The organism is Ferdinandcohnia sp. FSL W7-1320 (assembly GCF_038050315.1).
GTDB lineage: Bacteria > Bacillota > Bacilli > Bacillales > Bacillaceae_L > Ferdinandcohnia > Ferdinandcohnia aciditolerans.
In genome coordinates this window covers 400,677-416,280 of record NZ_JBBPAM010000001.1, presented here as the reverse complement: position 1 = coordinate 416,280, position 15,604 = coordinate 400,677, and the positions used below count along the sequence as shown (strand labels likewise).

13 protein-coding genes are annotated in these 15,604 nt (G+C 37.8%); 2 read left to right on the top strand and 11 right to left on the bottom strand.

From position 1 onward, the window contains the following. Positions 1–1,019 precede the first annotated feature (1,019 nt). The 5 genes from NST91_RS02070 to NST91_RS02050 form a co-directional block, all read right to left on the bottom strand. Positions 1,020–1,940, bottom strand: a complete 921-nt coding sequence (locus NST91_RS02070) for a nuclease-related domain-containing protein (RefSeq protein WP_341329796.1) — start codon at positions 1,938–1,940, stop codon at positions 1,020–1,022. 153 nt (positions 1,941–2,093) lie between these two features. Then, positions 2,094–4,199, bottom strand: coding sequence for an MMPL family transporter (locus tag NST91_RS02065; RefSeq protein ID WP_341329795.1), 2,106 nt, complete (start codon positions 4,197–4,199; stop codon positions 2,094–2,096). A gap of 104 nt (positions 4,200–4,303) precedes the next feature. Then, the gene (locus NST91_RS02060) at positions 4,304–4,879 is read right to left on the bottom strand and encodes a TetR/AcrR family transcriptional regulator (RefSeq protein WP_341329794.1); all 576 of its coding nucleotides are present in this window, start codon (positions 4,877–4,879) and stop codon (positions 4,304–4,306) included. Positions 4,880–5,136: 257 nt separating this feature from the next. Then, entirely contained in the window at positions 5,137–6,198 is a 1,062-nt protein-coding gene (locus tag NST91_RS02055) for an LLM class flavin-dependent oxidoreductase (RefSeq protein WP_341329793.1), read from the bottom strand. Between the two features lie 19 nt (positions 6,199–6,217). Then, positions 6,218–7,069: a VOC family protein gene (locus NST91_RS02050; protein ID WP_341329792.1), complete on the bottom strand. Its 852-nt coding sequence runs from the start codon at positions 7,067–7,069 to the stop codon at positions 6,218–6,220. A gap of 190 nt (positions 7,070–7,259) precedes the next feature. Between NST91_RS02050 and NST91_RS02045 the strand changes: the two genes are divergently transcribed. Then, entirely contained in the window at positions 7,260–7,574 is a 315-nt protein-coding gene (locus NST91_RS02045) for a winged helix-turn-helix transcriptional regulator (protein ID WP_341329791.1), read from the top strand. Between the two features lie 63 nt (positions 7,575–7,637). Here the strand turns inward: NST91_RS02045 and NST91_RS02040 are convergent, their stop codons facing one another. After that, entirely contained in the window at positions 7,638–8,501 is an 864-nt protein-coding gene (locus NST91_RS02040; protein WP_341329790.1) for a LysR family transcriptional regulator, read from the bottom strand. 145 nt (positions 8,502–8,646) lie between these two features. Between NST91_RS02040 and NST91_RS02035 the strand changes: the two genes are divergently transcribed. Beyond that, positions 8,647–9,618, top strand: coding sequence for a DMT family transporter (locus NST91_RS02035; protein WP_341329789.1), 972 nt, complete (start codon positions 8,647–8,649; stop codon positions 9,616–9,618). Positions 9,619–9,678: 60 nt separating this feature from the next. Here NST91_RS02035 and NST91_RS02030 read toward each other — a convergent pair whose 3' ends face one another. The 5 genes from NST91_RS02030 to NST91_RS02010 all read right to left on the bottom strand — a co-directional run bounded on the left by NST91_RS02030 (position 9,679) and on the right by NST91_RS02010 (position 15,499). Next, complete coding sequence (locus NST91_RS02030; RefSeq protein WP_341329788.1) at positions 9,679–10,866, bottom strand: amidohydrolase; 1,188 nt, start codon at positions 10,864–10,866, stop codon at positions 9,679–9,681. A 19-nt stretch (positions 10,867–10,885) separates the two neighbouring features. After that, positions 10,886–12,325, bottom strand: a complete 1,440-nt coding sequence (locus NST91_RS02025) for an MFS transporter (protein WP_341329787.1) — start codon at positions 12,323–12,325, stop codon at positions 10,886–10,888. A 333-nt stretch (positions 12,326–12,658) separates the two neighbouring features. Continuing rightward, on the bottom strand, positions 12,659–12,895 hold the full coding sequence (locus tag NST91_RS02020; protein ID WP_341329786.1) for a hypothetical protein: 237 nt from the start codon (positions 12,893–12,895) through the stop codon (positions 12,659–12,661). A 39-nt stretch (positions 12,896–12,934) separates the two neighbouring features. Further along, complete coding sequence (rlmD, locus tag NST91_RS02015; protein WP_341329785.1) at positions 12,935–14,308, bottom strand: 23S rRNA (uracil(1939)-C(5))-methyltransferase RlmD; 1,374 nt, start codon at positions 14,306–14,308, stop codon at positions 12,935–12,937. Positions 14,309–14,593: 285 nt separating this feature from the next. Further along, on the bottom strand, positions 14,594–15,499 hold the full coding sequence (locus NST91_RS02010; RefSeq protein ID WP_341329784.1) for a diacylglycerol kinase: 906 nt from the start codon (positions 15,497–15,499) through the stop codon (positions 14,594–14,596). Positions 15,500–15,604 lie beyond the last annotated feature (105 nt).

Sequence of the window (15,604 nt, the reverse complement as noted above, 5' to 3'; positions counted from 1 at the left end):
ATTGCGTTTTATCTTTTTTGCTTCTGGGGTAAACAAAGACTATGCGTTCAATATTTCGTTTTTAAATAATGCATAAGTTGAATATCGTTACATTCTTACTCAACTTATGGGCTATTTTTCCCTTTTATTGGATCTTGCGAATGGTTTGGTGCTGCCTATTCTCAAAAAAGCATTCGTATCCCCTATTTGCATATGCTTTTTGGTCATTTTCGTTTAAAAATCATTCGGAAATGGAATTTTATTACAATTTATACCAATCCCAAAGTTACCTTTTCCTTTTATTGGATTTTACGAATGGTTTTGTTTCACCTATTCTCAAAAAACCATACGTATCCCCTATTTGCGTATGCTTTTTGGTCATTTTCGTTTAAAAATCATTCAGAAATGGAATTTTATTACAATCCATGCCGATTCCAAAGTTACCTTTTCCTTTTATTGGATTTTACGAATGGTTTTGTTTCACCTATTCTCAAAAAAGCATTCGTATCCCCTATTTGCGTATGCTTTTTGGTCATTTTCGCTTAAAAATCATACGGAAGTGGAATTTTATTACAATTCATGCCGATTACAAAGTTAATTTTTCCTTTTATTGGATTTCGCGAATGGTTTTGTGTTGTCCATCCTCAAAAACCATACGTATCCCCTATTTGCGTATGCTTTTTGGTCATTTTCGCTTAAAAATCATTCAGAAATGGAATTTTATTACAATCCATGCCGATTCCAAAGTTACCTTTTCCTTTTATTGGATTTTACGAATGGTTTTGTTTCACCTATTCTCAAAAAAGCATTCGTATCCCCTATTTGCGTATGCTTTTTGGTCATTTTCGCTTAAAAAAGATACAGAAATGGAAATGAATTACAATTATCATCGATCCTAATGTCACTTTTTCCTTTTCCTGGATTTTACAAATACTTTTGTCTGCCCTGTCCACAAAAAAGCATTCGTATCCCTTATTTACCAATGCCTTTTGATCCATCTCGCTTAAAAATAATATAGAAGTGAATTTCCACTACTACACTTATATAAAACGGTAATACGTTGATTTTCCTCCCTCAACCATAACAAGATGCTCCTTCAATATTTTCTGCATTCTAAGCCTATTCATATCAAGCCCACACCAATCATTAGCCTCAGAAACGGTCAGTATCCTATTTGGAAAGAGCACCCTATATTCTTCTAGTGATCTCATAATACCTGTATGTAGAGCTTCCTTTGCCCCGCACCTCTCACACATAAGGTATCTTCCATTCAAACTAACCGATAGCGATCCACAATCGACGCAAGAGATTCCCTTTTTCACAGATTGATAGGTATATTCAGGGATAAGCTTATCATTGAATGGAGAATTTTCACTATGAAGTAGGGCTAGTTCTTTTGCCGATCCTATTAATGATCCACTAGTATTCATAGAAGCAGAACCGAACTTCTTTAACAAAGAATTAATTTGAGTAGGTAGGATGATTGGAAGATGTCTATCTGCCTGAAAAAGGGTAAAGTCGGGATTAACAAAAATGATTTTCGCTTCAATGGGAAGATTAATACCTATTGATTGCATGAGTGGTCTAAGCAGGGATTCAGAGCGCTCTAGTTGAGGAATTGGATTCTTTATTTCATACCCAGATGAAAAGTACCATCGATTACCCTCAATATAAAATTCTCCTTCAAAGTTTTTGACATCGAAAAGATAGATTTTGTATGGACATATAAGGAGTGAGTCAATTTGAAAAGTTGTGTTTCGCCATTCAAGGAGGAGGTCATATAGTTGAAGATATGTGGATGCAGGGGATCGGGCTATTAGTTCATCGAAATTGCATTCGCCTTCAAAGCCTTTTTCATCAGCTAGTAACTTTTTTACTTGCCCATCAGTAAACACTATTCGGGGCTTTAAGTAACGCCGTATTTGTAGGTGATTTGGAACCTTTCTTGCTTTAAGTATCATCTTTAGCCTTCCTTTTCTAAATTTTTACAATATAATAGTTTCATAATTCACAAATCTTGTCAATTACCTAAAATTCGATTTAATTAGAACACAAATCCATACACTATAAAAAGGCCTGTATCTAAATTGATACAGGCCCTTTCTTTTCTATCACTAATTTTCTTTACTTACCGCTTTATCCTTCTCTAAGAGTACGATTAACCCAGGTAACAATACTCCCCGGATTAGGAATGTGTCTAACAGAATTCCTACCGCTACAATAAAGCCGAAGACAAATAATAATTGAACCGGCTGTGTCATGAGGACCGCAAAGGTGGCAGCTAAAATGACACCCGCAGATGAAATGACTCCGCCTGTTTTTGCTACTGCTATTTGTACAGCTTCTTTTACTGAATGATTTCTTCTTTCTTCCTGGAATCTTGAGATGAGCATAATATTATAATCAATTCCAAGTGCAACTAAGAAAACAAATGCGTATAATGGAACACGATTCGCTATCGTGTCGATATCAAAGAATAAGTTTGTTAAGAACATACCTAATCCTAATGCCGCTAAAAATGAAACTAAGATTGTACCCATCATATAAATAGGCATTTTAAATGATTTTGTAAGAACAATTAGCATACCAAAAATTAAAATGGTTTCAAGTATAACGATCAAGATAACGTCTCGATTATTTGTTGAGCGATCATCCACTTTAGTTGCGGTTTCTCCTGCAAAGTAGAGTTCTCCATCTACATCCGCATCCTTCAAAATGGTTTCAGAGTTTGAAATCATCTTCTCCATTGCGTTAATCGTTTCTATATCATATGGCCCTTCTTCAAACGTTAAAGAGAAATTTAGAACCCGATTTTCTTCAGCAGTTCCGTTGATTCTAACGTCACTTACAAGATCTTGAGCTAGTAACTCATCGCGTAGCGCATCCTGCTCTTCCTTTGTAACAGCCGCTTTCCCTTCAAACAAGACTGTAGATGGTGCAAGTTCACCTTTTGCAAATTTCTCCTCGATGAGTTCATATCCTTGTCGTGATGGCATATCCTCTGGAAATGACTTCATCGTGTCGAATTCGTAATTTAAGTTAAACATATTGGCTGCAGAAATAACAAGAAAAATCCCTACAATTGCGACATATAATCCTGGCTTTTTAACAACCATTCTTCCGACTTTGCTCCAGATGGAGTTATCTTTTACTTTTGCATCCCCTACTTTTGGTACCTTTGGCCAGAATGATTTTCTACCGAAAAGTGTAAATAGTGCTGGCACGAGTGTGACAGATGCAATCATGATGATTACCATTGTTGTGCCGAAGGTTGGAGCAAAATTACGATAATCTCCAAGGTCTGCGAAGAATAATACTAGCATTGCCGCTAATACTGTCCCGCCTGAGAAAAAGACAGGCATTCCTACCTCTTTCATGGCAGCTCTCATCGCATCATATTTATTTTCATAATTCTTGAGCTCCTCACGGAAACGAGAAAATACAAATAACGAGTAATCAATGACGGCCGCAAATAAAAGAATCGACATAATTGAGATTGTCTGATTACTTAGCTGTAAACCAGCTTTCCCTAGTATACCTAATGATTGCATAGTCACTTCATAGACAAAGACAGCTGCTAATAACGGTATTAGGGCTAACAATGGTGAACGATAAATCACAATTAATAAAATGAGGATTAACCCTACCGTTGATAAAATTAACACTAGATCGGCCCTTGAAAATAAATCCAGTGAATCTGTTGCAATTCCCGCTGGACCAGTTACATACAAAGTTAGATCTGAATTATCTTTAACGACCTTTATAACCTCATCCTTAGAATCGCGGATTTCCGTTGTTTCTAACGATGCATCAAACATGATTGGAAGTATAGCAGTTGATTGGTCCTCTGAAAAGAATCCTGCAGCAGCCTGCGGTGGCAAGGTTGATAAAGGAACTACCTGCTCTACCCCAGGAATTTCAGCATTCTCAATTTGACTAGATACATCTACAAGATCTTGAAATGAGAATTGTTCATCATTATGAAAGACCAAGATTGCTGGAGTCCCATTACTATCCTTGAAATACTCATCCACTTTACTTTGGGCAATTACCGACTGGGCATCCTCAGGAAGTGAGTCAATTCTCGAAACCTCATAATCCTTTGCGTTCGGCGCAAAAACGGCTAATAATATGGTGACAATAAGCCAAGATGCTAATGTAATCCACATTCCTTTTTTTGTGGTGACTTTATCTGTAATGGCTTGTAACATGTTTTTCAATTTTAAACCACCTCTTCTTTCAAAAGTAACACTCATGTCACTTTCTATAAAAAAATTAACACAGTTGTCACGATAATTATCTTTTAAAGTGACACCCGTGTCAATTATAAGTCTTTGAAGATTCCGTGACAAATTATTTCTTTAATCGACTGAACCCACTTATCATGGGGAATGCCAAAATGATTTGGAATCGCGACTGATTGAAAAATATAACCTAAGATGACTGGTTCAGGAATATTTGGATTAAATTGTTGTTCTCTTTTACCCGATTCAATTAAGCCCTCCACATAACGGTACATCTCAATGTGATAGCTTTCAAGTTTTTCCATGTTTTCTTTTACTTTCTCATTTATGTGGACCGGAACACGCTTCCCAATTTCTATAAGTTGATAAAGTTCCGGATTCTTAAACATGAGGTTTAAAAGAAAATCAAATTGACTATGAAAGCCTTCAATTGAGTATATTTCCTTTAGCTCCTGGAGAAATTGCTCCATTTTAAAAAGCATATACTCCGTAATCAATTCTTCCTTGTTTTCAAAATACTTATAGATTGCTCCTCGGGAAACACGCAAATGATCCGCAACCAAACTAAACTGGAACCCTTCATAATGATGTGTTAGGAGTAGTTCCTCAGTTGTCTTATATAATTCCTCAGTTGTAAATTTACGTTCACGAGCCATGTCCTTCACCCCACCCTCATTATAGAACAATATATAAGTAAAGAGAAAGAGTTGACTACGAATTGACACATTAATATCAATATTGGACTAGTACAGCACACTTTTTAACCTGCTCAACAATACGAATTTGATTCAAACAAACGTTTAATTGAATTCGCAAGTTATTGTTACTAAAGGAAAAACCCATTAAACAAACGCTTGTTTGAAAATGGGTTTTCTCGAAAATAGCCGATTAGTACAGATAGTTTTCGTATCCATTATTTACTTGTTTCTCTTCGAACGATTGGAGCAACCTCCGTTGCTAACAATTCAATACCTTTTGCTACATTTTTAAAAGGTTGACCACCTATATCTAACTGGGCAAGAAATCGTTTGTGCCCAAAGAGCTCGTATTGTGTGAGGATTTTTTCAGCGACTTGCTGTGGACTTCCTACGAACAAGGCCGTTTCTGGACTAGCCATATGTTCAAAGTCATTCCTTGACATCCTTGTTCCCATTCCACGCTGACGATTTACATATTCCCAGTAATTGGAGTAATAAGGGTAAAACTCATCCTTTGCTTGCTGAGTTGTTTTAGCTAGATAAGCATGGCCTGTTACACCAACCTTCAGGTCTTGAGGGTTATGTCCAGCTTCTATTCCTGCTTGACGATAGAGATCGACAAGTGTCTTAAATCGCTTTGGATGACCACCTAATATTGCTAGAGCCATCCCCACCCCAAACTTTCCAGCACGAACGGCACTTTCAGGTGTACCTCCAACTCCGATCCATACTGGTAGATTTTCCTGTACTGGTCTAGGAGCGATTTCTGCATTCCTTAATGAAGAACGAAACTTCCCCGACCAAGTGACAGTCTCATTTTGAGTTAATTTTAATAATAAATCCATATGTTCTTCAAACAATTCATCATAATCATTTGTGCTATAACCGAAAAGAGGAAATGATTCAATAAAGGCTCCTCTACCGGCCAGTATTTCTGCACGACCATCCGAGAGTAAATCCAATGTTGCAAAATCCTCAAATAGACGAACGGGATCAAGCGTACTTAATACACTCGTTGTACTCGTTAATCTAATTTGTTCAGTGCCTTGGGCAATTGCAGCCAATATAACTGCTGGAGAAGATGATGCATAGTCTAGACGATGATGCTCTCCTATTCCAAATACATCAAGTCCAGCCTCGTCCGCAAGTTTTGCAGCTTGAATCATTTCTTTTACTCTTTCTTGAGCGGTAATGGTCTTACCGGTAAGGGGGTCTGGCCCAATATCAGCGAGAGTGTAAATGCCAATTTCAAAATCACTTTTCTTTTCTTGATTCATTAAAGGTGTCCTCCCTTCATTAGATAGCTAACTCTATTTGATTTCCAGAAGGGTCAAATGTGATAACCGTATCGTTTTCTTCGATCACATCCGCACCAATCTTTTTCAAATTTTCCACAATCCCGTCACGGGCTTCTTCAGTTGGCAAAATAAGTGTATACGATTCAAGCCCAACACCATTTTTAGGTGGCTTAGGTGCTCCTACGCCATTCCATGTATTAACTCCAATATGATGGTGGTACTTTCCGGACGAAAGGAAAAGTGCCTGTGTACCATAACGATTTACAACATCCAATCCAAGTCCTTTCACATAAAACTCTTCGGTCTTTTGTAACTCAGCTACATGTAAGTGAATATGCCCCATTAGCGTTTCATTTGGCATCCCTTTCCATGTTTTACCTGGTTCAATATTATTTAATAGTCTTTCAAAATCTAGCGGATCAACAGCCATCTCCACTTCTTCACCCTTCCAATCCCATTCAGAGGGATCGCGGTCTATATATATTTCAATTTGGTTGCCATCAGGATCATTTAGATATAAAGCTTCACTAACTAGATGGTCAGAAGAGCCAAAGCGAACCCCTTTTTCTACTAGATGAACAACGATATTAGCCAAATCTGTTTTTGTAGGTAAAAGAAGAGCAAAATGATAGAGTCCAGTTGTTCTTCCTTGCTTTGGAACAACATCTTCAGGTTGTTCCAGTGATAGAATACTTGTCTTTCCATCAGTCGTTAATTTTGCGGATGTGTCTGTTCGTTCCAAAATATCAAATCCCAGTATATCCTTATAGAACTGTAATGAACGTTCTAGCTTTTCAACTTTTATTTTGACATGTCCAACAAATGTGGTTGGTTTTGCGTGGTATCCCATTTTTATCCTCCTAGATTATCTATAATTTTTTATAACTTTCCCTTTACAATATCAATTCGTTTTTAAAATTAAGTTACTTTATGTAAGTAAGTTTATTTATATAATTAATTATTGTCAAGTAATTAAATTTCCAATTGTAAATAGTTTTTCATTTTAGTACAATACTCATTAAGAGAGGTGCATTTTTAAAATGAAACAACCTACAATCTGCCCGAAATTTGAAAAAGCAATTACACTATTAAGTCAAAGATGGACAGCTTTGGTTATCTATCAATTATTAGTAGGGCCACAAAGGTTTAATGAGATACAATCTTCAATAGGTATAAGTGGAAAGGTATTATCAGATCGTTTAAAGGAACTGGAGCACCAAGGATTGGTTAAACGTGAGGTTATCCCTGAAACGCCTGTTATTATTGAGTATTCACTAACAGAAAGAGGACATAGTATCGAACCCATTTTAAGGGAAATTGAAAAATGGTCGCAAGAATGGGTAAAAATAGATTAAAAAAAATGGTAAAGGGTTGTTCCACAAGTCATGTCGGTGACTATTGGGAACAACCCTGTTTTTTTATACTGTTATTTGATTATTCGTTTCGATGGTTTCAATAAATTTTTCCATTGTTGAGGTTAAGTACGAATCAGCTCTTCTTATAAAAACGGTTTTGACTTTACTGTATTGATCTGGAAGGGTATAACATCTGATGAGCCCACTTTGCTCCAAATGGGTTACCGCTGATCTTGGGACGAATGCCACACCAAGTCCAACGACTACGCTACGCAAAATCGTTTCTAATGTGCCAAATTCCATCACTTTTCTTGGTGTAAGGTTTTGGTCTCTATACCACGCTTTAAATCTCGCTCGGTATCCGCAGCCTTCACTAAAGCAAAGAATGGTTTCCTCTTTCGACTCTTCCAATGAGGATGTACGAATATCTGATATTAACACAAGCTCCTCTTGCAATACGTCATGCGACACAAGGTCAGGATGAAAGTCTGATTCAGAAACGAATGCTCCATCCAACTTATGATGTAACACTTGCTTTTCCAAATCTTCAGTGACACCAGTATATAATGACAGATCCACATTTTTATATTTTTTAGTATAGGTAGATAATATTTTTGGTAAATGAATGACAGTTTCAACTGTTCCAATTTCTAATTTACCAGACGGCTCATTTTTATTTTGAACGGCTTTTTTCATTTCATCTGTTAACAATAATATTTTTTTACTATAGGTTAATAGTTTCTTCCCCTCGGGTGTCAACGTCATTCCCCGACGATGTCGATTAAACAAAGGTGTATTTAGCTCAGCCTCGAGCTTCTGGATCCGTGATGTAATATTGGATTGAACGTAGCTCAACTCTTTTGCCACTTCTGTAATTGTTCCTTTTTCTGCTACCATCTGAAAAATTTCTAAGTCTTTGAATTCCACAGTTTCTCCTCCTGCTCGCACAATTATCTCTATAAATATGATATCAATAAAAATGATATTAATCATTGTTTTTATTCATTTTACAAGATATACAAATCGTTTTAAGATGATGATTATCGTAACTTATTGAAAGAGGTAGAGGAAAGTGAAAAATAGTGTACTAATCGGAGCGATTTTGTGTTTTATTGCAGCGGTATCATGGGGAGCAATGTTTCCTGTAGCTCATGCGGCATTTAAACATCTTGATCCCTTTTATTTTACAATCATTCGTTATGGCGCTGTAACTATTATATTAGTGGCCATCTTATTATGGAAAGAAGGAAAGCAAGCTTTCCGCTTTGAAGGAAAAGGACTTCAATTATGGTTTTTCGGCACGATGGCATTCACCGTCTATAATCTTTTTATCTTCTGGGGTGAAGATTTATTAGGTGCTTCCGGAGTAATGGTCGCATCAATTATGGAATCCCTAATGCCGATGATTTCCGTTGTAATCGTATGGATGATTTTTAGGAAACGCCCGCAACTATTCACATTAGGATGTGTAATCGTATCATTCATTGGCGCGATGTTGGTGATTACTAAAGGTGATGTTAGAGCTTTTCTTGGAGCAACTGATGACTTTATACCTTCATTACTAATATTCATTGCCGTAATAGGATGGGTCATTTACACGATGGGTGGTAGTGAATTTAGTGGTTGGTCTGCATTGCGTTATTCAACCTTAAGTTGTTTACTTGGAACAATTACTGCTATTGTAATTACAATTGGTGCAACTTTGTTCGGCTCTTTAACTGTCCCAACAGTAGAAAGTATGCTAACTGTTAGCCCACATTTATTATTTATGATTATTTTTCCTGGGGTGATTGCATTACTCGGTTGGAATATTGGTGTGAGCATATTATCACCATTAAATGGATTGCTGTTCATTAACTTTGTTCCCGTTACAACACTCTTGATTTCGATTTTTCAGGGTAATCAGGTAACGATGTTCGATCTTCTTGGTACAATCTTAATCATCGTTTCACTATTATCTAATAATATCTACGTAAGGCTGTCGCAAAAGAAAAAATCTGTTAAACAAGTTCGTACAAATTTGAGAGAAATGCCTTTATCCTAAAAAGGCTAACGCCCATCCAACATATCACTTGTTGAATGGGCTTTGTTTTGGATAAGTACCCTAATCTAATTCATAAAATCCACAAACCACAGTTCCCACTGCCTTTGCAGCGACAAGGAGGGCATCTTCATCAATATCAAATTTAGGATGATGATTGAAATAGGGATCCTTATCCCCCTTTGGCGTACATGCAATATAGAAGAAACAAGAAGGGAACTTTTCTGCATAATAAGCAAAATCTTCAGATGGTGCCATTGCTGGAAATTCCTTCACTTCTTTAATGTCTTTGTCATTTGCATTGTTTAGATACTCTGCAACTTTTCCTGTTAATTCTGGATCATTGTATAGGGGAGGATAATCCGTTTTGTAAGTTAGCTCACATGTTACTCCGAATTCTTCTTCAAGTCCACGGGCAAGACGTTTCACTTCTTTTTCAATTTTTTCCTTTGTTTCATCCGTCATATAACGAATGTCACCTTCAAGCTCTACGCTATCTTTGATGACATTAAATGTTCCTTTACCATCAAATGAACCTATCGTAATAACACCATTTTCAAATGGGCTTAAACGACGGCTAATGATTGTTTGAACGGCTGTTACAAAATGCGCCCCTGCCACAATCGCATCATTTGCCAAATGTGGCGATGAGCCATGGCCACCTCTACCTTGGACCTTTAATTTCATATAAGCTCTTCCGTTAAATGAATATCCTGCATGATACCCAACTGTCCCTGCCGGACCTAGTGGAAGTAGATGGATGCCGAATACATGATCTAAATCATCAAGAATACCAGATTCCACGATACTTTTTGCCCCACCCGGCGGAACCTCTTCGGCATGCTGGTGAATAATTTTGATTGTACCGGGTATTTCATTTTTTAATTGAATTAAACAGTCTGCTAGTACTAACAAATACGCTGTATGCCCATCATGACCACACGCATGCATCACACCTTCAGTCTTTGATTTAAACGGTACATCTGTTTCTTCGACAATAGGAAGCGCATCAAAGTCTGCACGCAGGCCAATGTTTTTTCCAGACTTCCCCCCCTTTATTGTCACGACAATTCCATAACCATTCCCAACATTGGCTTGAACCTCTACATCTTTCCCTTTATAAAAATCTAAAATATACTGTGCTGTTTTTTCTTCTTTAAAGGATAGTTCGGGATTTTCATGTAAATGTCTGCGGATTTCAATCATTTCATCCTTTCGTGATTCTAACATTTCCATCAATTGTTCTTTCATTGGCTGTTCTCCTTTTCGACTATTCTAAAATGGGCTCTTTAGTTGGTGTTTTGTTAGAAGCAGGATTTGGTTTAACCTCTTTAGTTGTTTTTCCTGCATCTTTTGGTACCAGCATAATAATCGATAGTATCGATAAAATACCGAAGATGACATTAACAATGATTCCTACCGTAGCTGCAAATTCTAGGTTCCCATTAGCTGCTATTGCCGCGTAAGCTGTAGCAGAAATTGCAACACCGAATGCACTACCTAGTGAACTTGCCATTTTATAAACACCAGCGGCTTCCCCCACTTTTTCAGATGGCGCATTTGATACAGAAGTATCTGTTGAAGGGGTGGCATAGATTCCAAGTCCTAATCCAAATAATGCAAATCCAATAAACACAACAACTGTATAAGCAAGATCAGATAAGAATGTTAATCCCATGACACCTACACCAATCGTAGTAATAGTAGCGCCCCAAACCATTGGCTTTTTTGCGCCTACTTTTTGTAGGATTTTTTCCCCAACACGGATCATTGCCAATACCGCTACTAAATAACCGAGGGACAACATACCCGATTGAAAAGAATTAAAACCTCTACCCACTTGTACATACGTATTCGCTACAACTAATGTACCAGCAATCGCATTCAGCAAGAAGTTGGATACAGTTGCACCAGTATAAGGCGCATTTTTAAATAAAGCAAAATCAATAAGAACAATTTCTTTATTCTTCTCTACTTTAATGAAAAGGAGAAGACCTATTATTGTTACTGCAGCAAGGCCTAGCGAAATTGGACTTGTCCATCCTAAATCTGCCCCATATGTAATAAACACATTTAGTGCGATCATCGTTACGATAAAAATTGCTAAGCCTGAGTAATCGAATTTAAAAGAACCTGAGGATTCTTGTTTACTTTCTGGTGTATCCTTTAATAAAAACATCCCAACGATTGCAAAAGTAATCGAAAATACGAAAATCCATCTCCATCCTAAAGATGTCGCGATTGTGCCACCTGCAAAAGAAGCAACCCCTGACCCTCCCCAGGAACCAATGGACCAAAAACTGAGTGCACGTTGTCGTTCTGCTCCCTCGAAATAAGCCTTCATTAATGCAATTGTTGATGGCATAATACATGCTGCTGAAACACCTTGAATAATACGTCCCATAATTAGTAATACAGACCCTTGAGCCATTAACAGACATAGTGAACCGACAATACTTAAGATAAATCCAAAATAGGCAATCCTTTTACGACCTATTTTGTCAGCTAAACCACCTGCAGCCACGATAAGCAACCCTGAGAATAGTGCTGTTAAACTTATGGCGATGTTCAGCGTCCCAAGTGAAATCCCTAAATCCTCTTGCACGGCAGGGACTACATTGACCATTGCTTGCGCAAATAACCAGAATGTAATAACACCAAATACAATCCCAATTATCATTTTGTTTGTACCTTTATATGCTAACTCCATAGATTTCCCCCCTTTTACTACTAGAATCTCCTCCGCAGTCCACATCATCCTGCGAATTAGCCCCACTTTTTTACAATTTTTCGACTAGTACAGTTCGTATTTCCGCTCGCTTAACACGATTAATCCAGTTCAAACAAACGTTTAATTGAAATTGCAAGTCGTTGATACATCTGGGCTAATCCGTTAAACAAACGTTTGATTGAAAATGGGCTTTTACGAAAATGATTGATTAGTACAGATTGTTTTTAAGGCTAAAAAGCTCAGCATCAAAAAACCCCCATAAATAGTTTAATGGGGGCTTTCGTAAAGTTTTTTATATATTAGGACAGGACTCTACTGAAGCATACTTAATTTCTCTGCATAGCGCTTTTCATTAAAAGGAACTTGGTTTTTCAAAAGTTCGTACATTTCTTCAATAAGCACTCTGCCGATCATTTCTTTAGACTCCATTTCTGAGAAACCTGAGTTGACCAATCGTTCCAAGGTTTCTTTGGTACATTTTGGGTCATTTATGTTAATCTGATTATCCACAATTTCGATAATCTTAGCTTTTAATTTTTCTTTAACCATCAGCCTTTTCCTCCCGCTTCATGTTTATTTATTTAGTATCTATTTTATAATTAATTTTGCGACTGCTTCACAGTGAACAGTGTGCGGAAACATATCTACAGGTTGTACCTCGGCTGTTTTATACCCACCATCTTCTAAAATTCGAAGGTCTCTTGCAAGAGTTGCTGGGTTACATGAAACATAAATAACTTTCTTCGGTTTCATTTTTAAAATCGTTTGTAATAACGCCTCATCACAACCCTTACGAGGAGGGTCAACGACAATGACATCCGCCCTAACTCCGTCTTTGTACCAAGCTGGAATGACAACCCCTGCCTCTCCAACCGCAAACTCTGAATTATCGATATGATTTAGGGCAGCGTTCCGCTTCGCATCCTCAATCGCTTCAGGAACAATTTCAACTCCATACACTTTCTTTGCTTTCTGGGCTAAAAATAATGAAATAGTACCAATTCCACAATAGGCATCAATAACTGTCTCTTCCCCTGTTAACCCTGCATACTCCAACGCTTTGTCATACAGTACCTTTGTTTGTTCAGGATTAACCTGATAAAACGATCTTGCAGAGATCGCAAACTTGATATCACCAATATTATCGTAAATATATTCTTCACCCCAAAGGACATTTGTTTCATTTCCAAAAATCACATTCGTCTGTTTGGAGTTAATGTTTTGTACAATCGATTTAACACCTGGCAAGTTTTCAGTAATCTCTAAGATGATTTTATTCTTTTGTGGAAGCTCTCTCGTTCTAGTGACAAGTACAACCATAATTTCTCCAGAAACCAAGCCATAACGTGCCATAATGTGACGAAGAGTACCTTTGTTATTCTTCTCATCATAGGCCTGTATTCCAAACTTCTCACAGATTGTTTTCACTGTTTGCACAACCAAATCATTCTTCTCTTGTTGGATAAGGCAAGCTTCCATATCAATGATTTCATGGCTTCGCTGTTGGTAAAACCCTGCAACTAGGCCGCCTTCACGGTCTGCTACTGGAACCTGTGCCTTGTTCCGATATCGCCATGGATTATCCATTCCAAGAACAGAGTGAACCTTGATATTTTGTAGCTTACCGATGCGTGTTAATACTTCCTGAACCTGTTTTTGTTTCGCAACTAACTGTCCCTCATAGCTGAGATGTTGAAGCTGACAGCCCCCGCATTCTTTATATATCGGACACGGAGCATCGACGCGATATTCGCTTTTTTGGTAAATCTCTATTAGACGGCCAAAGCCGTAGCCTTTATTGACTTTGGTAACTTTGATTTTTGCTTTCTCATCTGGTAGACCGTTCGGAACAAAGATCGGAAAGCCTTCAATTTTAGCCACACCTGCTCCATCATGGGTAAGATCCTCAAATGTGACATCATAGTAAGTATTTTTTTCAACTGGCGGTTTCAGTTTTGTCATTGTGTATTCTTCCTTTGCGTTCAAAATGCTGAACTGATTGTAACATATCGGAGGGAGGTTACGCCAATGTGTGGGGGAGGTTTGGGTATTAAGTATTCAGATCTAGAGTTAGCAAAACGTATTCAAAGCTTAGCATCGTCCATGCTATCCAATTTCCCCTTCGTGCTTAGGCAGGGCTGATTTGCTTGCATTCCCCTTTTGCCTTCCTTCGCCGCTAATCGGGCACGATTCACTCGCTTGCCCTTACCCTTATCCAAACCAAAAAAATCTGGCTCACGCCAGATTTCAATCCATCTTTTCTGCTTTTTCTTTTGATACTAGCACATTTATATGTTTGTACAGATTTACGAACTCACCTGGCAGCAAGCCGCCATATTCCCCGTCAAGATTGATTTGCATTTTTTCAGTAGGATTTACTTTAACACGATTTGCTTTTGTGTAAAGAACATGTGGGTCATTGATATGCTCTCCACGAATTGCCAAAGTCGCGACCTTAATAAAATCGGCAAGGTTTGCCTTTTTTAAAATTAACAAATCAAACAAGCCGTCATTCAATGAGGAGTCTGGTGCCAGCTTTTCAAAGCCTCCAACAGAGTTCGTTAAGGATACAAGAAATAACATGATCTCACCCTCAAACAGCTTCCCATCGTACTCAATACTAACTTCAGTTGGACGGATCGAAGGAAGCATCTCCATCCCTTTTAAATAATAGGCAAGCTGCCCAAGCATCGTTTTCAGTTTGCTTGGTACCTCATAGGTCAACTCAGTTAGCCTTCCTCCACCTGCAATGTTAACAAAATACTTATCATTTATACGGCCGATATCAATTGGAACAGAGTTTCCTTCTACAATCACGTCACAAGCACCATCAATATTTCGAGGAACTCCAATTGCGCGTGCAAAGTCATTCGTTGTTCCAACAGGAATGATTCCGAGTGTTGGACGATATTCCTGCTCAGCCAAGCCATTTACAACCTCATTAATGGTTCCATCGCCACCTGCAGCTATTACAAGGTCATACTTTCTTTCAACCGCAATTTGGGCCGCATTTGTTGCATCGCCAGCCCCAGTCGTGGCATGACATGAGGTTTCATATCCCGCTTTTTCTAGCTTCTCTAACACCTCGGGCAGATGTCTCTTAAACAATTCTCTACCAGAGGTAGGGTTATATATAATACGAGCTCTTTTCATTTTCATCATCCTAAAAAAGATAATCTTTATATTTCATTTACATCATAGCTTAACCAAATGATTTAATCAATTTGGTCCATTAGCAAAAAAATCCAATTCTACCAC